This window comes from Microbacterium sp. 70-16, assembly GCF_001898315.1.
In the GTDB taxonomy this organism is placed as follows: Bacteria; Actinomycetota; Actinomycetes; order Actinomycetales; family Microbacteriaceae; genus Microbacterium.
Genome location: NZ_MKTQ01000029.1, coordinates 191,785 through 214,853 on the forward strand (window position 1 = coordinate 191,785; position 23,069 = coordinate 214,853).

General features: G+C 70.6%; 18 protein-coding genes. 7 read left to right on the plus strand and 11 right to left on the minus strand.

Annotation, left to right across the window (positions count from 1 at the left end):
• Nucleotides 1–7 precede the first annotated feature (7 nt).
• Nucleotides 8–1,357 (minus strand): 4-aminobutyrate--2-oxoglutarate transaminase, encoded by a 1,350-nt coding sequence (gene gabT, locus BGO46_RS14405; RefSeq protein WP_292678149.1) that lies wholly within the window; start codon nucleotides 1,355–1,357, stop codon nucleotides 8–10.
• Between the two features lie 100 nt (nucleotides 1,358–1,457).
• Here gabT and BGO46_RS14410 point away from each other — a divergent pair, with 100 nt between their 5' ends.
• From BGO46_RS14410 to BGO46_RS14420, 3 genes are all read left to right on the plus strand, one after another.
• A complete protein-coding gene (locus BGO46_RS14410; RefSeq protein ID WP_292678147.1) occupies nucleotides 1,458–2,999 on the plus strand; it encodes a PucR family transcriptional regulator in 1,542 nt (513 codons plus the stop codon).
• Nucleotides 3,000–3,091: 92 nt separating this feature from the next.
• Nucleotides 3,092–3,769 (plus strand): response regulator transcription factor, encoded by a 678-nt coding sequence (locus tag BGO46_RS14415; protein WP_366246842.1) that lies wholly within the window; start codon nucleotides 3,092–3,094, stop codon nucleotides 3,767–3,769.
• Nucleotides 3,766–4,731 carry a HAMP domain-containing sensor histidine kinase gene (locus tag BGO46_RS14420; protein WP_292678145.1) on the plus strand — a complete coding sequence of 322 codons (966 nt, stop codon included), beginning with the start codon at nucleotides 3,766–3,768 and terminating at the stop codon, nucleotides 4,729–4,731. Before BGO46_RS14415 ends, BGO46_RS14420 begins: the two co-directional genes overlap by 4 nt.
• A gap of 12 nt (nucleotides 4,732–4,743) precedes the next feature.
• Here the strand turns inward: BGO46_RS14420 and BGO46_RS14425 are convergent, their stop codons facing one another.
• The 5 genes from BGO46_RS14425 to BGO46_RS14445 form a co-directional block, all read right to left on the minus strand.
• On the minus strand, nucleotides 4,744–5,526 hold the full coding sequence (locus tag BGO46_RS14425; protein WP_292678144.1) for an FAD:protein FMN transferase: 783 nt from the start codon (nucleotides 5,524–5,526) through the stop codon (nucleotides 4,744–4,746).
• Nucleotides 5,523–6,053, minus strand: coding sequence for an FMN-binding protein (locus tag BGO46_RS14430; protein ID WP_292678143.1), 531 nt, complete (start codon nucleotides 6,051–6,053; stop codon nucleotides 5,523–5,525). Before BGO46_RS14430 ends, BGO46_RS14425 begins: the two co-directional genes overlap by 4 nt.
• 18 nt (nucleotides 6,054–6,071) lie before the next feature.
• Nucleotides 6,072–7,514: a ferredoxin reductase family protein gene (locus tag BGO46_RS14435; RefSeq protein ID WP_292678142.1), complete on the minus strand. Its 1,443-nt coding sequence runs from the start codon at nucleotides 7,512–7,514 to the stop codon at nucleotides 6,072–6,074.
• 89 nt (nucleotides 7,515–7,603) lie between these two features.
• Nucleotides 7,604–8,329, minus strand: a complete 726-nt coding sequence (locus BGO46_RS14440) for a VIT family protein (RefSeq protein WP_292678141.1) — start codon at nucleotides 8,327–8,329, stop codon at nucleotides 7,604–7,606.
• A 61-nt stretch (nucleotides 8,330–8,390) separates the two neighbouring features.
• The gene (locus BGO46_RS14445) at nucleotides 8,391–9,866 is read right to left on the minus strand and encodes a helix-turn-helix transcriptional regulator (RefSeq protein WP_292678242.1); all 1,476 of its coding nucleotides are present in this window, start codon (nucleotides 9,864–9,866) and stop codon (nucleotides 8,391–8,393) included.
• 176 nt (nucleotides 9,867–10,042) lie between these two features.
• Here BGO46_RS14445 and aceB point away from each other — a divergent pair, with 176 nt between their 5' ends.
• Nucleotides 10,043–11,722 carry a malate synthase A gene (gene aceB / locus BGO46_RS14450; protein WP_292678140.1) on the plus strand — a complete coding sequence of 560 codons (1,680 nt, stop codon included), beginning with the start codon at nucleotides 10,043–10,045 and terminating at the stop codon, nucleotides 11,720–11,722.
• 74 nt (nucleotides 11,723–11,796) lie between these two features.
• On the opposite strand, the gene BGO46_RS14455 is transcribed toward aceB, so the two are convergent.
• Both BGO46_RS14455 and BGO46_RS14460 read right to left on the minus strand, forming a co-directional pair.
• Nucleotides 11,797–13,125, minus strand: coding sequence for a nucleotide disphospho-sugar-binding domain-containing protein (locus BGO46_RS14455; protein ID WP_292678139.1), 1,329 nt, complete (start codon nucleotides 13,123–13,125; stop codon nucleotides 11,797–11,799).
• Nucleotides 13,122–14,570: an FAD-binding protein gene (locus BGO46_RS14460; RefSeq protein WP_292678138.1), complete on the minus strand. Its 1,449-nt coding sequence runs from the start codon at nucleotides 14,568–14,570 to the stop codon at nucleotides 13,122–13,124. Before BGO46_RS14460 ends, BGO46_RS14455 begins: the two co-directional genes overlap by 4 nt.
• A 155-nt stretch (nucleotides 14,571–14,725) precedes the next feature.
• Here BGO46_RS14460 and BGO46_RS14465 point away from each other — a divergent pair, with 155 nt between their 5' ends.
• The 3 genes from BGO46_RS14465 to BGO46_RS14475 are packed head-to-tail and all read left to right on the plus strand — an operon-like array spanning nucleotide 14,726 to nucleotide 18,781.
• Entirely contained in the window at nucleotides 14,726–15,793 is a 1,068-nt protein-coding gene (locus tag BGO46_RS14465; RefSeq protein WP_292678137.1) for a helix-turn-helix transcriptional regulator, read from the plus strand.
• 9 nt (nucleotides 15,794–15,802) lie between these two features.
• A complete protein-coding gene (locus tag BGO46_RS14470) occupies nucleotides 15,803–17,572 on the plus strand; it encodes an alkaline phosphatase family protein (protein ID WP_292678136.1) in 1,770 nt (589 codons plus the stop codon).
• Nucleotides 17,573–17,581: 9 nt separating this feature from the next.
• Entirely contained in the window at nucleotides 17,582–18,781 is a 1,200-nt protein-coding gene (locus tag BGO46_RS14475) for a pyridoxal phosphate-dependent aminotransferase (protein ID WP_292678135.1), read from the plus strand.
• A gap of 79 nt (nucleotides 18,782–18,860) precedes the next feature.
• Here BGO46_RS14475 and yicI read toward each other — a convergent pair whose 3' ends face one another.
• From yicI to BGO46_RS14490, 3 genes are read right to left on the minus strand one after another with little or no spacing between them, the layout of a single operon-like run.
• The gene (gene yicI, locus BGO46_RS14480) at nucleotides 18,861–21,095 is read right to left on the minus strand and encodes an alpha-xylosidase (RefSeq protein ID WP_292678134.1); all 2,235 of its coding nucleotides are present in this window, start codon (nucleotides 21,093–21,095) and stop codon (nucleotides 18,861–18,863) included.
• Complete coding sequence (locus BGO46_RS14485; RefSeq protein ID WP_292678133.1) at nucleotides 21,095–22,024, minus strand: carbohydrate ABC transporter permease; 930 nt, start codon at nucleotides 22,022–22,024, stop codon at nucleotides 21,095–21,097. Before BGO46_RS14485 ends, yicI begins: the two co-directional genes overlap by 1 nt.
• Nucleotides 22,024–22,995 (minus strand): sugar ABC transporter permease, encoded by a 972-nt coding sequence (locus BGO46_RS14490; RefSeq protein ID WP_292678132.1) that lies wholly within the window; start codon nucleotides 22,993–22,995, stop codon nucleotides 22,024–22,026. The genes BGO46_RS14485 and BGO46_RS14490 overlap by 1 nt, the downstream gene beginning before the upstream one ends.
• Between the last annotated feature and the right edge of the window lie 74 nt (nucleotides 22,996–23,069).

A 23,069-nucleotide genomic window follows, 5' to 3' on the forward strand; every position in this document is an offset into this window, starting at 1 on the left:
GGCGGGGTCAGGCGGCGGCGAGGGCGGCGGCGACGACGTCGAGGCCCTCGGTCAGAAGGTGATCGGGGATGCTCAGCGGGGGCAGGAAGCGGATGACGTTGCCGTAGGTGCCGCAGGTCAGCACGATCACGCCCTGCGCGATCGCCGCCTTCGCGACGGCGGCGGTCAGGGCCGCGTCGGGCGCCTTCGTCACGGGGTCGACGAACTCGGCGGCGATCATCGCACCGTGACCTCGCACGTCGCCGATGCGCGGGTCGGATGCCTGCAGCTCGCGCAACCGGCCCGACAGAATCGCACCGAGCTGCTGAGCGCGCTCGATGAGGCCCTCGTGCTCGAACGCATCGATCGCGGCGAGCGCCGCGGCGCACGCGACGGGGTTGCCGCCGTAGGTGCCGCCCAGGCCGCCGCCGTGCGTGGCATCCATGATCTCTGCGCGGCCGGTGACAGCCGCCAAGGGCATCCCCCCAGCGATGCCCTTGGCGGTCGTGATGAGGTCGGGCACGATCCCGAAGATCTCGCTGGCGAACATCGCGCCGGTGCGCGCAAAGCCGGTCTGCACCTCGTCGGCGATGAAGACGACGCCGTTGGCGCGGCACCAGTCCACGATCGCGGGCAGGAACCCGTCGGCGGGGACGATGAACCCGCCCTCGCCCTGGATCGGCTCGATGATGACGGCGGCGAGGCTGTCGGCGCCGATCTGCTTCTCGATGATCGAGATGGCCTTCGCCGCGGCATCCGCCCCGCTCAGTTCGTCGCGGAACGGGTACGACGCGGGCACGCGGTACACCTCGGACGCGAACGGGCCGAAGCCGCTCTTGTACGGCATCGCCTTCGCGGTGAGGGCCATCGTCAGGTTCGTGCGCCCGTGGTACGCGTGGTCGAAGGCGACGACGGCGGGGCACCCAGTGAACTTGCGGGCGATCTTGATGGCGTTCTCGACGGCCTCGGCGCCCGAGTTGAACAGGGCCGACTTCTTGGCGTGATCGCCGGGGGCGAGCCGGTTGAGCGCCTCGGCGACCGAGACGTACGAGTCGTACGGCGAGATCATGAAGCACGTGTGCGTCATCTGCGCGACGGCATCCTGCACGGCCGCGACGACGCCGGGGTGCGCGTTGCCGACACTCGTGACGGCGATGCCGCTGCCGAGGTCGATGAGCGAGTTGCCGTCCGCGTCGACGACGACGCCGCCGCCCGCGGCGACCGCCTCGATCGGCACGGTGTGGGCGACGCCGGCGGCGACGGCGGATGCCTTGCGCGCGAGCAGTTCCTGCGACCGCGGACCCGGGATGGCGGTGACGATACGGCGTTCCTGCGCGAGCGTGGGGCCGCCCACGACGGTGCTGTCGGTGATGCTCATGTCCGTGAGCGTAGGCGCGACCCGGGGCATCCACACCCGCCTCCATGTACATTCTGTACACAGCGACAGACGTCGCGTACAAACGCACCGAGGTGGCACCATGACCGATCCCCAGCCGACGCTGCGTGCTCTACTGGCCCGCCGCGAGCTCACCCTGCGTCTTGCCTCGCGCGAGGACGAGCTGGAGCCCGAAGCCCTCGACGAGCCGCTGCGGTGGGTGCACTCCTCTGACCTGATCGACCCGACGCCGTTCCTTGCCGACGAACTGCTGCTGCTGACGACGGGGACGCAGTTCGTGGGCGTCGAAGAGGATGCCGACCGCTACCGCGAGTACGTCGCGCGGCTGCGCGCGCGGGGCGTGCGCGGGCTGGGGTTCGGCACCGAGGTTGTGCGCGAGGGCATCCCGGTGGGCCTTGCCGACGCCTGCCGCGACGCGCGGATGCCGCTGTTCGAGGTGCCGTACCGCACGCCGTTCATCGCGCTCGCACGGGCGAACGCCGAGGCGATCGCGGCCCAGGGGTACGCCCGACGCACCTGGGCGCTGTCGGCGCAGCGCGCGATCTCGCTCGCCGCTCTTCGCCCCGACGGGCTCGCGGCGACGGTCGCCGAGCTCGCCCGGCAGCTGGGAGCCTGGGTGGGTCTGTTCGACGCGGCTGGCACGCTGACACAGTCGTCCGCGGCGGAGGCGCCGGATGCCCCCGATTCCGACGCACTCGCGGCGCTGACGGCCGAGGCCGGCACCGTCTTGCGCCGCGGCGCCCGCGCCGCGTCGACGCTGGAGATCGCGGGGCAGCGCGTGACGCTGCAGACGCTGGGACGCGGCGGGCACCTGCGCGGACTCCTCGCGATCGTCGGCGCCGAGCTCGACCTCGAGGGCCGCAGCGTCGTGACCTCCGTCATCGCGATGGCGGGGCTCGCCCTCGAGCAGAACGTCGGACTCGACCGCGCGCGCACGGCGCTGCGAACGGGCCTGCTGCACGCGCTGCTCTCGAATGACCCGACGCTCGCGCGCCGCGTCTCGCGCGAGCTGTGGGGTGCTCTGCCGACCGCGCCCGTCGTGGTCGCGGTCGCCGCCGTCGCGCCGGCGCGGGCGGATGCCGCGGCGGACTGGCTCGAGCTGCGCGTCGCGGAGCGCCGCGGCGCGCTCTTCTACGCGCGCAGCTCGGAGGGTCTGGTCATCGTCCTGCCGGCGAGTGACAACGAGACGCTGGAGCAGTTGGCGGCGCTGTTCGACGCCGCCGTCGGGGCATCCGACCCCACCGACTATCCCGCGTTCTCCCGCGCGCACACGCAAGCGGTCGCGGCGGTGCGACGCGCGGCATCCGGCACCGTCATGCTGTTCGCCGACACGACTGGCGGCGGCGTGCTCGCAGCCCTGGACACCCTGCAGGCGCGCGCCCTCGCCGACCGCCGGCTCGCGCCCCTGCGCGAGTACGATGCCGAACACGGCGCCGCGCTCACCGCGACCGTCCGCAGGTGGCTCGAGCACGACGCCCGCATCGACGAGGCCGCGCAGGCTCTCGGCGTGCACCGCCACACCGTGCGGGCGCGCATCGCGCAGGCACAGCGACTACTCGGAGTCGACCTCACGTCCTTCCCTGCGCGCGCGGAGCTGTGGGCCGCCCTCGTCGCGACGGGTTGAGCGGCGTGGGGTGAACTCTTGGTGCCGTCTTGGTACGCGCATGGGTGGATAGTGGCTTGAGCGACGTGTACGCGTCGGGAAGAGGAGTCGATGTGACCGTGCAGGCTCTGCCGCGGGCGCGGGTCCTCTACGTCGAGGACGACGCCGAGATCGCGGCGATGACCTCCGACGTGCTCGACGAGGTCTACGACGTCGTGCACGTGGTCGGAGGGCGCGACGCGCTCGCACGGGCGCTGGCGGAGCGGTTCGACGTGATGGTCATCGACCGTCGCCTGCCCGACCTGGACGGCATCGCGCTGGTCGAGGCTGTGCGCACGGCACACATCACGACACCGGTTCTGCTGCTCACGGCTCTCGGCGCCGTCGCGGACCGCGTCGAGGGTCTGGATGCCGGGGCGAACGACTATCTTGTCAAGCCGTTCGACTTCGACGAACTGCTCGCCCGGCTGCGCGCCCTCGTACGGGGATACCGCCTGGATGGGCGACGACGCTCGCTCGGTGAGTGGGTCTTCCTGCCCGCTGCCTCGGTGGCCTACGGTCCGGGGGGCGAGCGGGTCGCGCTGACACCGACGGAGACGCGCCTGCTGGCGCTGCTCTCGGAGAGCCCCGAGCATGTCTTCAGCCGCGAAGAGATCCTGCGTGCCGTGTTCGACTCGGGCGACGCGCTCAGCTCGGTCGACACCTATGTCCACTACGTGCGGCGCAAGATGTCACCCGACACGATCGAGACGGTTCGCGGAGTCGGGTACCGTGCGGCGGCGAGCCGATGAGCGCAGCGCGGGATGAGGCTCGGATCCGCACCGCCGCGCGACGCGTCGGTGCCTTCGTCGCCGTCGGCGCCACCGCGGTGATCGCCGCGGGCGTCGGCATCCTCGTCGCGGTGCTTCTGCTGACAGCCCGCCCGGATGACCATCACGGCGGCGCCGGGCATCCAGACCTGGACGGCGACCGCATCGTGGTCGACCTCGACGGGATCCTGCCCTGGGTGATCGTCCTCGGCGCGATCGGGGTGGTACTCCTGGCCGCCATCGCGTGGCTCGCCGCGCGTCGCTCTGTACGCCCGCTGGCCGATGCGCTCCGCCTGCAGCGCGCATTCGTGGCCGACGCGAGTCACGAGATGCGCACACCGCTGACGGCACTCTCTGCGCGGGTGCAGACGCTGCAGCGACGACACGAGCGCGGCGATCCCCTCGGGCCCACGATCTCGGCACTGCGCACCAACGTGGACGTCCTCGACGACGTGCTCGGTGACATGCTCCTCGCCGCGGAGGGCGTAGCCACTGGGGACGCGGGCGAGGTCACAGCGGCGTTCGAGTCCGCGGTGCGCACGGTGACGCCGCTCGCGGAGGCAGCCGACGTACAGCTCGCGGTGCACGCGGACGGCACGATGGCGGTACGGATGCCACAGACATCGCTCATGCGGGTCTGCGTCGCCCTCCTCGACAACGCCATCCAGCATGCACCGGCCGGATCTACCGTGACCCTCGGCTCGGAGGCCGCCGGCGAGGCTGTACTGATCCGGGTCTCCGACGAGGGTGCGGGTGTGCGCGACGACGACCGGGAGCGCATCTTCGACCGCTTCGCGAGGGGGTCCGAAGCGGGCCGCCGCCGCGGCTTCGGTCTGGGGCTCGCGCTGGTGCGCGACGCCGCCGTCGCAGCCGGCGGATCGGTCGCCATCGAGCACACCTCCCCCGCCGGGACGACCTTCCTCGTGACACTCCCGAAGGCGTGATGCCACTCGGGGTCAGGCGGCGATCATCGACACCTCGACGCCGTGCGCCCAGCGCCGCACCGCGGCGTCCTCGGCAACGAGCATCCCGGCGGTGATGCCCGGTGCGCCGATCCAGGACACATCCGCCATACCGGCGACGACGCCCGCCGTGGCCCAGACATCCGCGGTGGTGAGGTCGGCGGCGACGACCGTGGCACTGCGGACACCGATCGCGGGCCGCCCCGTCCGCGGGTCGACGATGTGCGCGCCGCGCTCGGCTGAGCCCGAGGTCGCGACGGCGCCGTCTCTGACATCCATGGTTGCCAGCACCGCCCCCTGGTGGTGCGGGTCGGCGATGCCGATGCGCCACGACCAGGTCGACTCGGGTGACGTCCACACCCGGACGTCACCCCCTGCCCCCACACCGACCGCCACGGCACCCGCAGCCCGCAACAGCGGCTCGAGGTGGCGGGCGCCCGCGCGATCGACGGCCCATCCCTTCACGTAGCCCGTCGGGTCGAAACCCCCGCGCCACGCTCCGTTGAACCGCCCCTCCGTCACCCCGCGAGCAGCCTCGCACGCGGCCGCGACCTCGCGCACGCGCGGGTCGGCCTGCGCGAGGCTGAGGGCGCCGCGACGGATGCGGGCGACATCGGACTCGGCCCGGAACGGTGAGAACACGCGCTCGATGTCGGCGATCTCGGCAGCGAAGCCCGCGACAGCGGCATCGGCCGTCACGGCGTCGACATGACCGATCAGGTGGACGCTGAACACCGTCCCCATGGACGGCACGGTCCAGACGCGGCGCTCGGTCATGCCGCGGCCTCGTCGAGTGCAGACTGCAGCGACTGCTGATACCCGTCGCTCGTGTACGTGGCTCCCGACACGAAGTCGATCTCGGCGGACTGCGCGTCGAGCGTCTCGGACACGAGGATGGGGATCGCCCGCGCATTGATCTGTCGGTCGCGCCCGTTTCCATCGGGGTAGTCCACGGCCTGCACATCCGTGATGAGGCCGCCAGCCACGGTGATCTGCACCTGCACCGGACCGTAGCGGGTGTTCACGGAGGATCCCGTGTACGTGCCGTCGGCGAGCGTCGCGGTGGATGCCGACGTGCTCGACCCGGCAGTCGACTCGCTCGGCGTACTCGTGGCGGTCGGCGTAGTCGACGCACTCGGCGTACTCGTGGCGGTCGACGAACCCGACGTCGCAGCCGCGGCCGAGCCGACGGCAGTCGTGGCACCCTCCGACGCCACGACGGCATCGCCGAGCGAGGTGCGGTAGCTGAACAGCAGGACGAGTCCGCTGAGGGTCGCAAGGAGGCCGTAGACGATCTTCTTCATGCTCTTCTCCGGTCGTCGTCAGTTCGTGAAGGATTCGGTGTGCACACGATCCGCTCGGATGCCTGCGGCAACGAGGTCGGCGCGCAACGCAGACATCCAGGGCAGCGGACCGCACACGAACACGTCGTAGTCCTCGAGGTCCGGCGCGAGGTGGCGGATGAGGTCCGTGCCGCGCCAGCCGGCGTGCGCAGTAGGCAGCCACGCCGAACCGTCTCGGCGGCGCGGGCCGACGAGCCGGAAGTGCCGCAGGCCGCGACGTCGCACGAGGTCGGCGACGGCATCCTTACGCAGCGCATCCTCGTCGGCGTGGTCACGCGTCACGAGAATCGCCTCGCCGGGAGCGTAGGGCTCGGACTCGAGGATCGAGAGCAGAGGGGAGACGCCGGCCCCGGCCCCGAGCATCAGCAGCTTGCGCCCCTTGCGTGCGTCTCCTGTCATGTGGCCGAACGGCCCCTCGACGAGCACCCGTGTGCCAGGCCGCAACGAGGCCAGCCGCTGCGTGCCGTCGCCGACCATCTTGGCCGCGACGACCAGTTCACCGCGCGACGGGTCGGTCGCGAGCGACAGCGGATGTCCGCGCGTCCACCCGGCGCCGTCCAGGAAGCGCCAGACGAAGAACTGCCCGCCGCGCGCACCGAGCCGCTCCAGGCGCCGCCCCCGCATCCGCACGACGACACCCGAGGTGCCGTCACGGACCACCTGGTGCACCCGGATATCGTGACGCCACGAGCGCCAGAGCGGCGCGGCCACGCGGAAGAAGATGACGGATGCCGCGACGACCGCCCACAGCGTCCACCAGTAGAGCGTCGCGAGCGGGTGTGTCAGGAAGTCCGCACCCGTCCACAGCATGTGCGGAATCGCGAGCCCGACCCCGAGGTAGCCGTAGAGGTGCAGCAGATGCCAGGACTCGTAGCGCAGGCGGCGGCGGGCGCGACGGATGCTCGTCGCGACGATCATCACAAGAAGCGCCGTGCCCGCCGTGGCGAGGAGCATCCCGGGATAGTTCCAGACGAAGTCCCATGCCTGCGCGAGCGGGTTCACGCCCGCCGTGACGGCGTAGCCGAGGACGAGCAGCACGATGTGCGCGAGGAGCAGCCAGAACGACCAGAAGCCGACCCAGCGATGCATGCGCGTGATCGCGTCACGGCCGAAGCCACGCTCGAACAGCGGCACACGCGCCATCAGGAGCACCTGGTACAGAAGCAGATTGGCCGAGACGAGTCCCGTGATGCGGCCGAGCGTCGTGAGCGTCTCCCCTCCCCCGGCGAGAAGGCTCTGCACGCCGCCGCCGGCGACCCACAGCGCCGCCACGAACAAGCTTGTCGCCCAGATGACGACCGTCGCCGCAATGTTCCACTGCGCACGCTGCGTGCCACGGGGCCGCGAGATGAGGGCCCGCGAGGTGGTCCGGTCTGTGGCGCCGGCGGAGACGAAGGGCGCAACGGGCGCGTGTGAGGTCATCCCCTGAGCGTCGTGGGCGCATTCCCAGACGAGACCAAGAAACCGAGGCTCTCACCGATCGCATAGGAGATGCACGAGAGTCGGCGAGATCAGCCGGCGGCCGTCCCGAAGATCGAGCCGACGAGGAACGTCGCCGCCAGTGCGATCGCGCCGCCGATCACGGTGCGGACGACCGCGCGGCCGCGCGGCGATCCGCCGATCCAGGCCGCGAGGTAGCCGGTGACGGCGAGCGCCAGCAGCACCGCGACGAACGTGGCCGCGATCCGAGTCGGGTGCGGCAGCAGCAGGATCGTCGCCATCGGCAGCAGCGCGCCGATGAAAAAGGCGAGGGCGGATGCCAGTGCCGCGTGCCACGGGCTCACGACGTCGTCCTGATCGATTCCCAACTCGATCGCGAGGTGCGCTTTGAGCGCGTCCTTCCCCGTCAGCTCGGTGGCGACGGCCGTGGCGGTCGCGTGCGACAGGCCCTGCTGCTCGTACAGGCCGACGAGCTCGGCAAGCTCGGCCTCGGGCTCCTCGGCGAGCTCGCGCCGCTCCTTCTCGATCAGGGCGTGCTCTGAGTCGCGCTGGCTCGACACCGACACGTACTCGCCGAGCGCCATCGAGATCGCGCCGCCGACGAGCGCGGCCGACCCCGCCAGCAGCACGGGCAGCACGTCCGACGTCGCGCTCGCGACACCGACGACCACGGCGGCGGTCGAGACGATGCCGTCATTGGCGCCGAGCACGCCGGCGCGGAGCCAGTTCAGACGCTGGGCCAGACCCGGCCGGTGGGGTTCTCCCGCGTGCCCGCCGGGGGCGGTCTCTGTGGTCATGCTCCCACGCTAGGCGCGGCATTCCCGCGGCGCCAGCAAGGAGAGGCATCCCTCTGCGTCGTCAGGAGCGCGGCGCGTGCTCGTCGAGGAACTCGTACAGGTCGGTCGTGTCGACGCCCGGGAACGACCCCGTCGGGAGCGTCGCGAGCAGCGTGCGCGGCGTGCGCACGTTCGGCCAGGCCTGGTCGCGCCACTGCGTCTCGAGCTCGGCGGGCGCGCGCCGGCAGCACACCTCGACGGCGTGCCGCGAGACCCCGCGGTTGGTCGTCTCGCGCCCGAGGAACCACTTCGTGTCGTCGAAGCGCACCCCCACCGAGACCGAGTGCGCGCCCTCGCTGGATGCCTCGACGCGGGCCGTGCACCAGAACGTCCCGTTGCCCGTGTCGGTGTACTGGTAGTACGGGTTGAACTTGTCGGGGATGTCGAACACGACCCGGCTCGTCCAGCGCCGGCAGCACATCTGGCCTTCGATCGAGCCGAGCCGGTCAGACGGGAAGTTCACGTCGTCGTTCTCGTACGCCTTCGTGATCGTGCCCGACTCGTGCACCTTGAGGAAGTGCACGCGGATGCCGAGGTGCTGCGTCGCGAGGTTCGTGAACCGGTGCGCCGCCGTTTCGTACGAGACCGAGTACGTGTCGCGCAGGTCTTCGATCGACAGCGCGCGACGGGTCTTGGCCTCGCTCAGCGCGGGCACGGCGTGCTCTTCGGGGATCAGCAACGCGCCCGTCAGGTAGTTCGTCTCGACGCGCTGGCGCAGGAACTCGGCGTACGAGCGCGGCTCGGAGTGCCCGAGGATGCGGCTTGCGAGCGCCTGCAGCACGGCCGTGCGCGAATCGCCCTTGGCCGGCACCGTGCTCGACAGGTACAGCCGTCCGTTGCGCAGATCGGCGACGCTGCGCGTCGATGCCGGCAGGTCGGCGACGTAGTGCAGTGAGAACCCGAGGTGCGCGGCGATGTCCGACGCGGTGCGCTGGGTCAGCGGCCCGCCGGGGTGGTCGACGGCGCGCAGGATGCCCCGCGCATGCTCTTCGAGTTCGGGGAAGTAGTTGTCCTGCCGGCGCATGAGGTGACGCAGCTCGACGTTCGCGCGCCGCGCCTCTTCGGGCGTCGCCGAGCGCTCGTCGCCGAGCCGCTCGATCTCACCCTGCAAAGCGAGCAGGGCCCGCAGCGCATCGTCGGGGATGCTGCGGCCGATGCGGAACGGCGAGATGCCGAGCGCACGGAAGGTCTGCCCCTTCATGGCGCGCTCGAGCGCGATCTCGAGCGTCGCGCGCTCGTCGAGCGTCTCGGCCTCGAGCAACTGGTCGACGGTCGCGCCGAGCGCCTTCGCGATCGTGCGCAACAGCGTGAGCTTCGGCTCGCGCTTGCCGGTCTCGATCATCGACAGCTGGCTGGGCGCCCGTTCGACCGCCGCGGCGAGCTCATCGAGGGTCATCCCCCGCGCTGTGCGCAACTGGCGGATGCGGCGGCCGATCGTGAGCGCATCCGCATCCGGCTCGACGGGCTGCGACTCTGCCTGCCCGGTGATGTCGGTCATTGTCATGACGGCGAGTGTGTCACAGATGCAGAAGATCGTCAAAACTTCACAGCGGTTTTGGTCATCCGAGGCGTGAATATTCACCCACAGTGGTCATACGCAGTTCGACCGACCCGGCAGATCGCTTCTGGAACAGCAGTTCGGAAGCGGATGCCACGACACAGAAAGACAGGGCCATGACTCCCACCGCCACGGGCTTCGCGCCCACCACCACCATCCGCCCCACGACGGGGCCCATCGCGGCGTCGGCGATCGCCGTCACCGGTCCCGTCCGCGACCGGTACGACGAGATCCTCACTCCGGATGCCGTCGCGTTCCTCGCCGAGCTGCACGCACGCTTCGCCGGCCGCCGCCACGACCGCCTCGCCGACCGCATGCGCCGCCGCTTCGAGATCGGCAACGGGCACGACCCGCACTTCCGCGCCGACACCGCACACATCCGCGAAGACGCGGACTGGCAGGTCGCCGGCGCCGGCCCCGGCCTGGAAGACCGCCGCGTCGAGATCACCGGCCCCACCGACCCCAAGATGACCATCAACGCGCTGAACTCCGGTGCGAAGGTCTGGCTCGCCGACCAGGAGGATGCCACCAGCCCCACCTGGCGCAACGTGATCGAGGGTCAGCTGTCGCTGTTCGACGCGATCCGCGGCCAGCTGCAGTACACCTCACCCGAAGGCAAGGAGTACCGCGTCACCGCCGAGCGCACGCCCACGATCGTGATGCGCCCGCGCGGATGGCACCTGACCGAGAAGCACATCGCGTTCACCGACCGCACGGGGCGCACCCTGGCGGCATCCGGTTCGCTCGTCGACTTCGGTCTGTACTTCTTCCACAACGCGCAGCGGCTGATCGAGAACGGCGCAGGGCCGTACTTCTACCTGCCCAAGATCGAGTCCGCCGAAGAGGCGAAGCTGTGGGATGACGTGTTCACCTTCAGCGAGCAGCACATCGGCATCCCGCACGGCACGATCCGCGCGACCGTGCTGATCGAGACGCTGCCGGCCGCCTTCGAGATGGACGAGATCCTCTTCGAGCTGCGCGACCACGCGGCGGGCCTGAACGCGGGTCGGTGGGACTACATCTTCTCGATGATCAAGAACTACCGCGGCCGCGGTGCACGATTCGTGCTGCCCGACCGCAGCCAGGTCACGATGACGGTGCCGTTCATGCGGGCCTACACCGATCTGCTGGTGCAGACGTGCCACAAGCGCGGCGCCTTCGCGATCGGCGGCATGAGCGCGTTCATCCCGAACCGGCGCGACCCCGAGGTGACCGAGCGCGCGTTCGAGAAGGTCGCCGCCGACAAGAAGCGCGAGGCCGGTGACGGGTTCGACGGCACGTGGGTCGCTCACCCCGACCTGATCCCGGTGGCCCAGGCCGAGTTCGACGCGGTGCTCGGCGACCGACCGAACCAGATCGACCGGCAGCGTCCCGAGGTGCACGTGCAGGCATCCGAACTGATCGATGTGCACATCGGCCTGCCCATCACGGCGGCCGGCGTCCACGCCAACGTGTCGGTGGCCATCCGCTACCTCGAGGCGTGGCTGCGCGGTCAGGGTGCCGTGGCCATCGACAACCTGATGGAGGATGCCGCGACCGCCGAGATCAGCCGCAGCCAGGTGTGGCAGTGGATCCACCAGGACCGCTCCACGGAAGACGGCACGCACATCACCCGCGAGTACATCGAGGGTCTGATCGGGCAGGTGCTCGGCGAGGCCGACCGGCGCTCTGCGGAACAGGGCGGCGACCGGTTCGACGACGCGGCGCAGATCTTCCGTGATGTCGCCCTCGGTGACGACTTCCCGACGTTCCTGACGCTGGGCGCCTACGCCCAGTACCTGAACGACGAGGACTGAACACCGCGTCACCGCACGACAGAGCGGGTCGGATGCCTGGCATCCGGCCCGCTCTTTCGCGTGTCCCGCAGCCGTCAGGCGACGCGCGCTCTCGCGTGCTCGCACACCCGCGCGGCGATCGCGTCGAACGGATCGCCGGCCGCCGCGATCTCACCCTGCAGCCGCTGCGCGCCGCGGCGGTAGCGCTCGTCACGCAGCAGCCGGTCGACCGCAGCACGGATGCGCGCGGGTTTCGGTGCACCCGAGCGCAGGTCGATACCGGCGCCTGCCCACGCGACGCGCGCGGCGACTTCGGGCTTGTCTTCGGTGGCTCCCGCGACGGCGAGCGGGATGCCATGCCGCAGCGCCTGCTGCACTCCCCCGAATCCCCCGTTGGTGACCATCGCGGCCGTCCGCGGCAGCAGCGCGTCGTACGGCAGGAACTCCGCGACGCGCGCGTTCGTCGGTAGCCCCTCGGGGAAATGCGCGAGCACCTCGGCCACGTCGCGGCCGCCGGTCGCGGCGACGACCGTGACGGCGCTGCCCGCGAGCGCGCGGATCGTCGGGACGATCAGCCGCGCCGGATCGTGGTTGTCGATCGTGCCCTGCGTGACGTGCACGACGGGCGTGCCGGCGTCGAGGTCTGCCCACCAGTCCGGCAACGGGAGGTCGCCCCGCGGCACGGGCGGCAGCGGGCCGAGGTAGGCGACCCGTCCGTCGAGCTCGCGCCGCGGGTACTCGAGCCCCGACGTCGACAGCTGGAACAGGCCGTCGAAGAGGGCGGCGGCATCGAAGAAGCGCGGGTGCGCCGTCGTGATGCCGCACGTGCAGAGGGCCGCGGCGAGCGCGACGTCCACCTCGCGGAGCAACACGTCGTTGACGAGCCGGTTCAGCACGCGGTTGCGTGCGCGCCCGAGCACGCCCGGCGCGGGGGCGAGGCCCAGCCCGAACGGCGCCGTGTCGATGCTCGTCATCGTGACCGGCACCGACGACAGCCCGAGCACGAGCGGGCGCTGCGCGCGCCGCGTCGCGTCGTCGCGCGAGCGCAACAGCAGCGGCATCGTGCCGCCGAACGCGACATCGCCGATGACGGCGACGTAGTCGCCCGCGGCGAGCGCCTGCGTCAGCGCGGCATCCTGCCCCGGCACGACCCGCGCGAACATGCCGATCATGTCGTGCCGCAGCCCGGCGAGGCCCGTGTGGTTCGCGCGGCCCGGCAGGAACGCGTCGAGGTCGGCGTCGTCGTAGTCGACCTCGCGCGGCAGCGGCAGGAACCGCGCGCCCGCGCGCGTGACGAGGCCCCGGTACTTGGCGCCGGTGAGCACGTCGACGTCGAAGCCGCGGGCGACGAGTCCGCCGGCGACCGCGACGACCGAGACGAGGTGCCCGTAGATCGGCGGCGAGGTCATCAGGATGCGGGTCATGACCGCGCCTCCTGCTGAGTGCGCGGCTCGCGGCCAGGTCCGCGACCGAGTTCGTGGTTCGACCGGATGACGTCGTGCGGGTCGACGCGATGCTTGACCGCACGCAACCGCCCGAGCGCATCGCCGAACAGGCGCTGCGCGGCTGTCGGGCTCTCGGTGAAGTTCGGGGTGTCGGCCGCCGAGCGCCACGGGTCGATCTCGCCGAGCAGCGCGTCGAGCGCGACGCGCACCGCCGATGCGGCCTCGCGCGTGGGTGTCGCGCCGACCCCGAACATCAGGTACCGCCCGTCGAGTCCGGTCGCGGCGCTCGCCTCGTCGCTGCCGACGGCGAGCGCGCCGCCGAGCACGCGGAACTCCGCCGACATGAGGGCGGCTCCGCGCGGGGTTGCGACGACGCGCAGGAACGCGTCGATCGCGGCGTCGTCGAGGTCGCGCACGAGGGTGCCGTCGCCGATCGCGGCGACGGGCCCCGGCGGGTCCATGTGCAGGGCGCCGAGTGCCGGCAGCGGCGTGGGCGCGAACGTGTCCATCGCGGGGCCGAGCCGGCGCAGCTCTGACAGCAGCGCGTCGGCGACGGCGGGTGGGTCTTGCAGCACGGCTTCGACGATGACGAACGAGCCGCCGCGCAGCGGCTCGGGGATCTCGTCGAACGGCGGAAACCGCAGCACCCGGGCCGATGACATGACGGATGCGGGCAAGTCGACCGTCCAGTCGCGCCACGCGTGCATGACGTCGGCGGCGCGGTCGACCGGCCAGAACATCGCCCCGGCGTGCACGGTCACCAGCGGGTACAGCCGGAACTCCATCGCCGTGACGACACCGAACGCGCCGCCCCCGCCGCGCAGGGCCCACAGCAGCTCGGGATCGGTGCGCTCGTCGACGTGGCGCAGCTGCCCGTCGGCCGTGACGAGGTCGACGGCGGTCACGCTCGTTGAGGCCAGCCCGTGCGAGCGGGCGAGCCAGCTCACGCCGCCGCCGAGGGTGTAGCCGACGACGCCGACGTCGGGTGACGACCCGGCGAGGGCCGCGAGGCCGTGTGCGCCCGCGGCATCGGTCACCTCCTGCCACACGGCGCCGGCCTGCACGCGTGCCCGCATGCGGACGGGGTCGATCTCGACCGCCCGCATCAGATCGGTGCGCAGCAGCATCGTGCCGCGCAGATCGCCCAACGGCGCGGCGTTGTGGCCCGTGCCTTGCGCGGCGACGCGCAGACGGTGCGCGACAGCGAAGCGCACGGCGGTGCCCACGTCATCGGCATCCGCGGCACGCACGATGATCGCGGGGCGCTGGTCGACGGCGAGAGCCCAGGCTGCGCGCTGGGCGTCCCAGTCGGGGTCGATCGGCACGGCGACGCGGCCGCGGATGCGGCGGCGCAGTTCAGCCAGCGGGGTGCCGCCGAACGGCGGGTGCAGCGCCGGGGCGGCCGGGGCGAGGGTGTCTGTCATGGTGTTCTCCTTCGAGTCGGTGACACCACCGTCGCCGAGCAGGCGGGTTCGGACCATCCCAGCGAAACGGGAGATTCCCTCCCCCGATCGCCGGGCGCTGCGTCACCCAGAAACCTGGGGGTGACAGGCGCAGGCCGGCACGGGACAATCGCTGCATGCGGGAATATCGCGCCGAAAGCGCCCGCGCCGGACTGGTCTCCCTCGCCGACGCCGGGCTCGTGCTGGACGAGTACATGGATGAGGCCCTCGCCCTCATCCGCCGGGCCGTGCCCGCGGATGCCGCGTGCATCGCAACCGTCGACCCGGCATCCGTCATGCTCAGCGCTTCGCACCGCCACGATCTCGAGAACTCGGGCGGCCAGGCGTTCTTCTTCTACGAGTACGCGGACGGCGACGACTTCGCCCTGTTCACCGATCTCGCCCGGCGCCCGTTCGGGGTGTCGATCCTGCACGACGAGACGCGCGGCGACCCGAGCCGCAGCGCGCGGTACCGCGACCTGGTGCACCCCGTCATCGGCGCCGAGCACGAGCTGCGCGGCATCGCACGCCGCGGCGAAGTCACGTGGGGCGCGTTCGCGCTGTACCGCGGCGCGGAGAGCCCCGCCTTCAACGCCGCCGAGGCGGAGTTCATGCACCGGCTCGAGGCGACCCTCGCCGACGGCCTGCGCGCCGGGATGGTCGCGGCGTCGGCCGAGGCATCCCGCACCGCCGACGGCCCCGCGATCCTCGTCTTCGACGCGGCCGGCACGCTGCAGTACGCGACCGATGCCGCCCGACACCGCGTGGGCGGTTTCGACGGAGACCTCGACGCCGATCTCGCGACGCCCGTCGCGGCCGTCCTGACCCGCCTGCAGCGCGGCGAGGAGTCCGCGCCGCGGCTGCGCGCCCAGCACCGCGACGGGACGTGGTTCGTGTTCCAGGCCGCGCGGTTCCGCGACGACGCCGGGCACACGTTGCAGTACGCCGTCACGATCGAGCCGGCGACGCCGCCCGAGATCGTGCCGCTGATGATGATGGCCCACGGGCTGACGGTGCGCGAGACGCGCATCGTGCAGGCGATGATGCGCGGCGACTCGACGCAGGCGATCGCGCAGTCACTGCACCTGTCGCCGTACACCGTGCAAGACCACTTCAAGTCGATCTTCGCGAAGCTCGGCGTCTCGTCGCGCCGAGAGGTCGGCTCACGCCTGGTCTCGACGCTGTATGCGGATGCCCCCTCGTAGACTGCACGGATGACAGGCGACGAGGGGACCAGCCGCCGCCAGTTCCTGCGCCGCACCGGCATCGGCGTCGCTGGCCTCGCCGTTGCGGGCGGCGCGGGCTTCGGCATCGCGAGCGCCGTGAACTCTGCGGCAGCGCCGGACGCGACGCCCCTCCCGGAGGAGTTCTCGCCGCTGCCCGAACGCCCCGAGCCGGGCTTCGACCATGTCGTCGTGCTGATGTTCGAGAACCGCAGCTTCGACAACGTCCTCGGCCGGCTCTACAGCGCAGCCGAGAAGACGCGCGACCAGTTCGACGGCATTCCGCAGGGAGAATATGCCAACCCCGGCCCTGACGGCATCCCGATCCCGGCATACATCTACACGGGTGCGACCGACTCGATCATGCAGCAGCCGCAGCCCGATCCCGGCGAGACCTACCCGCACGTCAACACACAGCTGTTCGACGTCATCGATCCGGCGAGCAACGACGACCTCGGCAAGAACGGGCTGAAGACGCCATACAACGCCCCGCCCGCGGGAGCCGCGCCCAGCAACAGCGGGTTCGTGCGCGACTACATCGTGAACTACCGGCTCTCCGAGCGGCGCGAGCCGACCGCCGACGAGTACCGCGTCGCGATGGGCGGATTCTCCCGCGAGATGATGCCCGTCCTGTCGACACTCGCCCGCGAGTTCGCCGTCTACGACCGGTGGTTCGCCGCCGTGCCGTCGCAGACCTACTGCAACCGGTCGTTCTTCCACGCCTCGACCTCGCACGGCTTCGTCGTCAACCACACCGACGGTTCGTACCGGAAGTGGCTGGACGCCCCGGCATCCCCGACCATCTTCAATCGGCTCGAAGAGGCCGGGATCTCGTGGCGCGTCTACTACGACCCGACACAGCTGGTCTCGCTGACGGGCTTCATCCACGCCCCCGCGTTGGAGAAGTACTGGAAGACCAACTTCCGCGACATGACGCAGTTCGCCGCGGATGCCGCAAACGGCGATCTGCCCGCGTACGCGTTCATCGAGCCGCGGATGATCTTCAACCACAACGACATGCACCCGCCGTGGGGTGAAGTGCGCGAAGGCATTCTCACACTGGAGGACGGTACGACGGTGGAGGTCGACGGCAGCGCGGTCTCCGACGTGCGCGCCGGCGACAAACTGCTGCAGGACGTCTATGACGCGATCCGCACGAGCGCCTCGACGACCGGATCGAACGCCCTCAACACGGCGCTCGTGGTGACCTTCGATGAGCACGGCGGGATCTTCGACCACGTCGCACCGCCCGCCGCCGTTCCACCCGACGACGCGGGGGCGGGCGAGATGGGATTCGCGTTCGACCGACTCGGGCTGCGGATTCCCGCCCTCGTCGTCAGCGCGTACACCGAGGCCGGCACGGTCATCCACGACGACATGCACCATGGATCCGTCATCGCGACGCTGTGCCGCCAGCACGGCCTGGCCCCGCTGACCGAGCGCGACAGGGGCGCCGTCCCCGTGCACAACGCGGTGAACCGCACGTCGGCGCGGCAGCCGAACACGTGGCCGCAGCCGACGGCACTGTGGCAGCCGCCGAACCCCGAGGCGGTCGGTGAGGACACCGCCGACGCGCACCGCGCACGGCCGCTCACCTCGCCCGCGCGCGGGCTGATGGGACTGCTGCTGGCGCGGGTGAACCCGTCGGCGAAGATTCCGACGACCTACGGCGAGGCCTACGACGTGCTCGTCGAGGACGGGCACGGGATGTTCGGTACGACGGACGCCGACTCGCCTGCTCCGGCGACGGCCCGCGACTAGGCTTGCGGTGTGACCGAACGCGCTCCCCTGTCCCGCAAGCTGTCCGCCATCGCAGAGTCGGCGACCCTCAAGGTCGACGCCAAGGCGAAGGCCCTGAAGGCAGAGGGAAAGCCCGTCATCTCGTACGCGGCCGGCGAGCCCGACTTCGCGACACCGCAGTTCATCGTGGATGCCGCGGCCGATGCCCTGCGCGACCCCGCGAACTTCCGGTACACGCCCGCCGCGGGTCTGCCCGTGCTGCGCGAGGCGATCGCCGCCAAGACCCTGCGCGACTCGGGCCTGCAGGTCGCGCCGTCGCAGGTCATCGTCACCAACGGCGGCAAGCAGGCCGTCTACCAGGCCTTCCAGGCGGTCGTGAACCCCGGTGACGAGGTGCTGCTGCCGGCGCCGTACTGGACGACCTACCCCGAGGCGATCGCGCTGGCCGATGGCATCCCGGTCGAGGTCTTCGCCGGTGCCGACCAGGACTACAAGGTGACGGTCGCCCAGCTCGAGGCCGCGCGCACCGAGAAGACGACGGTGCTCGTGTTCGTGTCGCCGTCGAACCCGACCGGGTCGGTCTACACGCCCGAAGAGACGGCGGCGATCGGCCAGTGGGCGCTCGAGCACGGCATCTGGGTGATCAGCGACGAGATCTACCAGAACCTCGTCTACGAGGGCGCCCGTGCCGTGTCGATCGTCGAAGCTGTGCCCGAGCTCGCCGGGCAGGCGATCCTCGTCAACGGCGTCGCGAAAACGTACGCGATGACGGGGTGGCGCGTGGGCTGGATGGTCGGCCCCGCCGACGCGATCAAGGTCGCGGGCAACCTCCAGTCGCACCTGAGCTCGAACGTCAACAACATCGCGCAGCGCGCGGCGCTCGCAGCGCTCACGGGCCCGCAGGACGAGGCCGAGCAGATGCGCGTGGCCTTCGACCGCCGCCGCACGCTCATCGTCGCCGAGCTCGCGAAGATCCCGGGCGTCACCGTGCCGAACCCGCTCGGGGCGTTCTACGTCTACCCCGACGTGCGGGGCCTCCTCGGCCGCACGTGGAACGGCACGACCGTCTCGACGACGCTCGAGTTGGCCGACCTCATCCTCGACGAGGCCGAGGTCGCGGTCGTACCCGGCGAGGCCTTCGGCCCGTCCGGATATCTGCGCCTGTCGTACGCGCTCGGCGACGACCAGCTTCTCGAAGGCGTCCAGCGCCTGCAGCGGCTGTTTGGGTGACGCGCGGGCTTCATCCGTCCCGACACGCCGCGTGCGCGCAGCGCGAGCGACACATCGGGACGGATGAACGCCCTCGGCCTCACCCCGTGACGGCTGCCCGGTCGACCTCGAAGGTCTCGCTGCGTCCGCCGGGCTCGGTGACGGTGACGGATGCCACGCCCTCGCCGCCGGGGAACACGCGCAGCTGCAGGCCGTCGAGGTAGTCGTAGTCGGGCCGGTCGTCGCGTGCGCCCCACGGGATCACGGCCCCCGGACGCACGTACAGCGGCAGCGAGTCGAAGCCGTGCACTTCGCGCACCCACCGGCCGCCGTCGATGCTCTCCCCCGTCAGCAGCGACGTCCACGTGCCGGCCGGCAGGTAGAACTCCACCTCGCCGTCGGCCGAGAACACCGGCGCCACCAGCAGCGACTCACCGAGCATGTACTGCCGGTCGAGGTAGGCGGCACCCGGGTCATCGGGGAACTCGAGCACCATCGGCCGCATGATCGGCGTGCCCGACTGTGCGGCATCCAGCCCCGCGCGGTACAGGTAGGGCATGAGGCGCATCTTCAGCCGGGTGAACGCGCGCGTCACCTCGACGGCCTCGTCGTCGACGTTCCACGGCACCCGGTACGAGCCCGAGCCGTGGAAGCGCGAGTGCGAGCCGAGCAGGCCGAAGGCCGTCCAGCGCTTGTAGACGGCGGCGTCGGGCGTGCCCTCGAATCCGCCGATGTCGTGGCTCCAGAACGCGAAGCCGCTGAGCGCGAGCGAGAGTCCGCCGCGCAGCGTCTCGGCCATCGACACGAACGTCGACGTCGAGTCGCCGCCCCAGTGCACCGGCATGCTCTGCCCGCCGGCGGTCGCCGACCGGGCGAACAGCACGGCGTCGCCTTCGCCGCGCGCCCGCACGAGCACGTCGTGCACGGCGCGGTTGTACAGCTGGGTGTAGCGGTTGTGCATGCGGGCAGGGTCGGTGGCATCCGCCCACACGACATCGGTCGGGATGCGCTCACCGAAGTCGGTCTTGAAGCAGTCGACGCCCTGGTCGACGAGGCGCTGCAGCTTCGACTGGTACCACGCCGTCGCGTCGGGGTTCGTGAAGTCGACGAGGCTCATGCCCGCCTGCCAGAGGTCCCACTGCCACACCGTGCCGTCGGCACGCTTCACGAGATACCCCGCGGCGGCCGCCTCACGGAACAGCGGCGAGCGCTGCGCGATGTACGGGTTGATCCACACGCACACCCGCAGGTCCTTCTCGTGCAGGCGGCCGAGCATGCCCTCGGGGTCGGGGAACACCCGGGCATCCCACTCGAAATCGCACCAGTTGAACTCGCGCATCCAGAAGCAGTCGAAGTGGAAGACCGACACGGGCAGCTCGCGCCGGGCCATCTCGTCGATGAACGAGGTTACCGTCTGCTCGTCGTAGTCGGTCGTGAAGCTCGTCGACAGCCACAGGCCGTACGACCACGCGGGCACGACCGGCGGGCGGCCGGTCAGCGCGGTGTAGCGCTCGAGCACATCCTTCGGGGTGGGCCCGGCGATCACGAAGTACTCGAGCACATCACCCGGCACCGAGAACTGCACGCGCTCGACGGCCTCGGAGCCGATCTCATACGAGACGTGTCCGCTGTCGTTGACGAGCACACCGTAGCCGCGGCTCGACACGTGGAACGGGACGTTCTTGTACGCCTGCTCGCTCGAGGTGCCGCCGTCGGCGTTCCAGATCTCGACCGACTGTCCGTTCTTCACGAGCGGTCCGAAGCGCTCGCCGAGGCCGTAGATGAGCTCGCCGACACCGAGGTCGAGCTGCTCGTGGATGAACCGGTCCTCGTGCGGCACGACATCGTTCTCGCGCGCGTTGCCGACGATGCCGGGGTCGACGGATGCCCCGGGGGCGAGCCGCACGTACCCCTGCGAGCGATGCCCGCTGCCGGTGACCCGACGTCCGTCGATCTCGAACGCGAGGTCCCACGGGGCGCCGCTACGGATGCGCGCCGTCAGCGGACCGCTCGTGAGCGTCGCCTCGTCGCCAGCGAGCACGACTTCGACGGGGGCATCCGCCGTCGCGCCGGGCAGGTCGAAACCTGCCGCGTGGTCGCTCGCGAAGTGCTCGATGCGCACGCGCACGATGCCCTCGGCGGGCGACGAGAGCGTCGTCGTGAGGAGCGGGCGGTTGAGCGTGTCGCCGCGTTGCGCGATGACGGCGGTCGGCGCCGTGACGACCAGGCCCGGTCCGTCGGCGGTGTCGTCGGTGCGCTCGATGTCGTATGCCTCCTGGGCATACAGCGCCGTCACACCCGGGCGCAGCTGCCAGAAACCATCGGTGAACTTCATTACTTGACTGCTCCTGCCGTGATGCCGCGCGTGAGGGTGCGCTGGAAGATGAGGAAGAAGATGAGCGTCGGGATGATGCCCAGAAGCGCCGAAGCGCTCGTGGTCGTGACGTCCATCAGGCGGTCGCCCTGCAGCACGCTGATCGCGACGGGCACGGTCTGGTTCGCGTTGGAGGCGAGGAAGGTCAGCGGAATGAGGAACTCGTTCCACGTCCAGATGAAGAAGAAGATGAGCAGCACCGACAGGGTCGGGCGACTGATCGGGAACACGACGCGCCACAGGATCGTCCACCGACCCGCACCGTCGAGCGACGCAGCCTCGAGCACTTCCTTGGGGAACGTGCCGTACACCGACGACAGCAGGTAGGTGCCGAATGCCGCCTGGATGACCGTGAAGACGATGATCACCGACCAGACGTTGTCGTAGAGTCCCACCGACTTGAACATGTAGTACAGCGGGTACAGTAGCGCCTCCTGCGGCAGCAGATTGGCCAGAAGGAACAGCAGGACGATCCAGGTGCGGCCGCGCACCCGCCCGATGCCGATCGCGAACGCGTTGAGCATCGAGATCACGACGGCGAGCACCGAGACGATCGCCGAGATGAAGATCGAGTTCCAGACCTTCTCGGGGAAGTTCACGCGCTCCCAGAACTTCACGATGCCGCCGAAATCGAGCTCTTGCGGCAGGGCCAGCGGGCCCGACGTCGCGTAGTCGATGGGCGACTTGAACGAGTTGACGAGCACGAGGTAGAACGGCGCGATCACCAGCAGCGCGCCGATGATGACGAGCGCGAGCAGCAGCCAGTCGACGGGGCGCTTCTTCGTCATGCCGCCGCGGCCTTTGGAGCCCTTCGAGCCCTTTGGGCCCTTCGGGGGCCGAGTGGATGCCGAGCGGCGCCCGCTCGTGATGAGTGCGGTGTCGGTAGCCATCACAGCCCCGCCCTTTCCTTGCGTTCGAGCGAGTTCTGCACGCGGATGAACACGATCGACACGATGACGACGACGATCGTGAGCACCGTTGCGATCGTCGCGCCGTAGCCGACATTGCGCTTCGTGAAGAACTCTTGGTAGGCGTAGAACGCCGGCACGAGGGTCGCGCCCGCGGGGCCGCCTCGCGTGATGATGTAGACCGGGCCGAAGACCTTCAGCGCCGCGATCGTGCAGGTGAGGGTCACGACGAAGATCTCGGGGCGGATGATGCTCATCGTGATCGCCGTGAACCGCTGCATCCAGTTCGCGCCGTCGAGTTCGGCGGCTTCGTACAGCTCGGGGTCGACGCGTTGCAGGGCGGCCATGAACACGACGACCGGGTAGCCGAGCTGCACCCAGACCATCACGACCATGAGCACGATGAGGGCCGACGGCATCTGACCCAGCCAGTCGTACGGGGCGATGCCGAACCAGCCGAGGATCTGGTTGAGGGCGCCGTCGGCGCCCGGGCGCACGATCCATCCGATGACGATGCCGGCGACGGCGATCGGCAGGATCTGCGGAAGGTAGTAGGTCGCGCGCAGGAAGCTGCCGACCTTGCCGCCGAACTTGCGTCCGACGACGTCGAACAGCAGCGCCGCGACGATGAGCCCGACGAGCGTCGGGACGACGACCATCGCGAGGATCATCCACACCGAGTTGCCGAACGACGTCCAGAAGTCTGAGTCGGTGAGCAGCTTCTGCCAGTTGTCCAGGCCGATGAACTCGGGCGAGCGCACGCCCTTCCACTTCGTGAACGTGAGGTACACGTTCCACACGAGCGGGATGATCACGATCACCAGCAGCAGCACGAAGCCGGGCAGCAGGTACAGCCAGTAGGCTCCCGTCCCGCCCTTGCGCTGGGGTATCGACGGTTGCTCCGGGGGGAGCTTCGCGCGGCGCGGGCGCGCCGGTCGGGTGTCAACGGACATGGTCTTCATCTCCTGGAGGGGGTGGGGGCGGCGTGCGGGCCGCCCCCACTCCGGGTTGCGTCTTCAGTGCGTCA

What these genes read in the sequence shown, in the direction of transcription:
- gabT (WP_292678149.1), bottom strand. Translation starts at nt 1,357, where the DNA reads ATGAGCATCACCGACAGCACCGTCGTGGGCGGCCCCACGCTCGCGCAG.
- BGO46_RS14410 (WP_292678147.1), top strand. Translation starts at nt 1,458, where the DNA reads ATGACCGATCCCCAGCCGACGCTGCGTGCTCTACTGGCCCGCCGCGAG.
- BGO46_RS14420 (WP_292678145.1), top strand. Translation starts at nt 3,766, where the DNA reads ATGAGCGCAGCGCGGGATGAGGCTCGGATCCGCACCGCCGCGCGACGC.
- BGO46_RS14425 (WP_292678144.1), bottom strand. Translation starts at nt 5,526, where the DNA reads ATGACCGAGCGCCGCGTCTGGACCGTGCCGTCCATGGGGACGGTGTTC.
- BGO46_RS14430 (WP_292678143.1), bottom strand. Translation starts at nt 6,053, where the DNA reads ATGAAGAAGATCGTCTACGGCCTCCTTGCGACCCTCAGCGGACTCGTC.
- BGO46_RS14435 (WP_292678142.1), bottom strand. Translation starts at nt 7,514, where the DNA reads ATGACCTCACACGCGCCCGTTGCGCCCTTCGTCTCCGCCGGCGCCACA.
- BGO46_RS14440 (WP_292678141.1), bottom strand. Translation starts at nt 8,329, where the DNA reads ATGACCACAGAGACCGCCCCCGGCGGGCACGCGGGAGAACCCCACCGG.
- BGO46_RS14445 (WP_292678242.1), bottom strand. Translation starts at nt 9,866, where the DNA reads ATGACCGACATCACCGGGCAGGCAGAGTCGCAGCCCGTCGAGCCGGAT.
- aceB (WP_292678140.1), top strand. Translation starts at nt 10,043, where the DNA reads ATGACTCCCACCGCCACGGGCTTCGCGCCCACCACCACCATCCGCCCC.
- BGO46_RS14455 (WP_292678139.1), bottom strand. Translation starts at nt 13,125, where the DNA reads ATGACCCGCATCCTGATGACCTCGCCGCCGATCTACGGGCACCTCGTC.
- BGO46_RS14460 (WP_292678138.1), bottom strand. Translation starts at nt 14,570, where the DNA reads ATGACAGACACCCTCGCCCCGGCCGCCCCGGCGCTGCACCCGCCGTTC.
- BGO46_RS14465 (WP_292678137.1), top strand. Translation starts at nt 14,726, where the DNA reads ATGCGGGAATATCGCGCCGAAAGCGCCCGCGCCGGACTGGTCTCCCTC.
- BGO46_RS14470 (WP_292678136.1), top strand. Translation starts at nt 15,803, where the DNA reads ATGACAGGCGACGAGGGGACCAGCCGCCGCCAGTTCCTGCGCCGCACC.
- yicI (WP_292678134.1), bottom strand. Translation starts at nt 21,095, where the DNA reads ATGAAGTTCACCGATGGTTTCTGGCAGCTGCGCCCGGGTGTGACGGCG.
- BGO46_RS14485 (WP_292678133.1), bottom strand. Translation starts at nt 22,024, where the DNA reads ATGGCTACCGACACCGCACTCATCACGAGCGGGCGCCGCTCGGCATCC.
- BGO46_RS14490 (WP_292678132.1), bottom strand. Translation starts at nt 22,995, where the DNA reads ATGTCCGTTGACACCCGACCGGCGCGCCCGCGCCGCGCGAAGCTCCCC.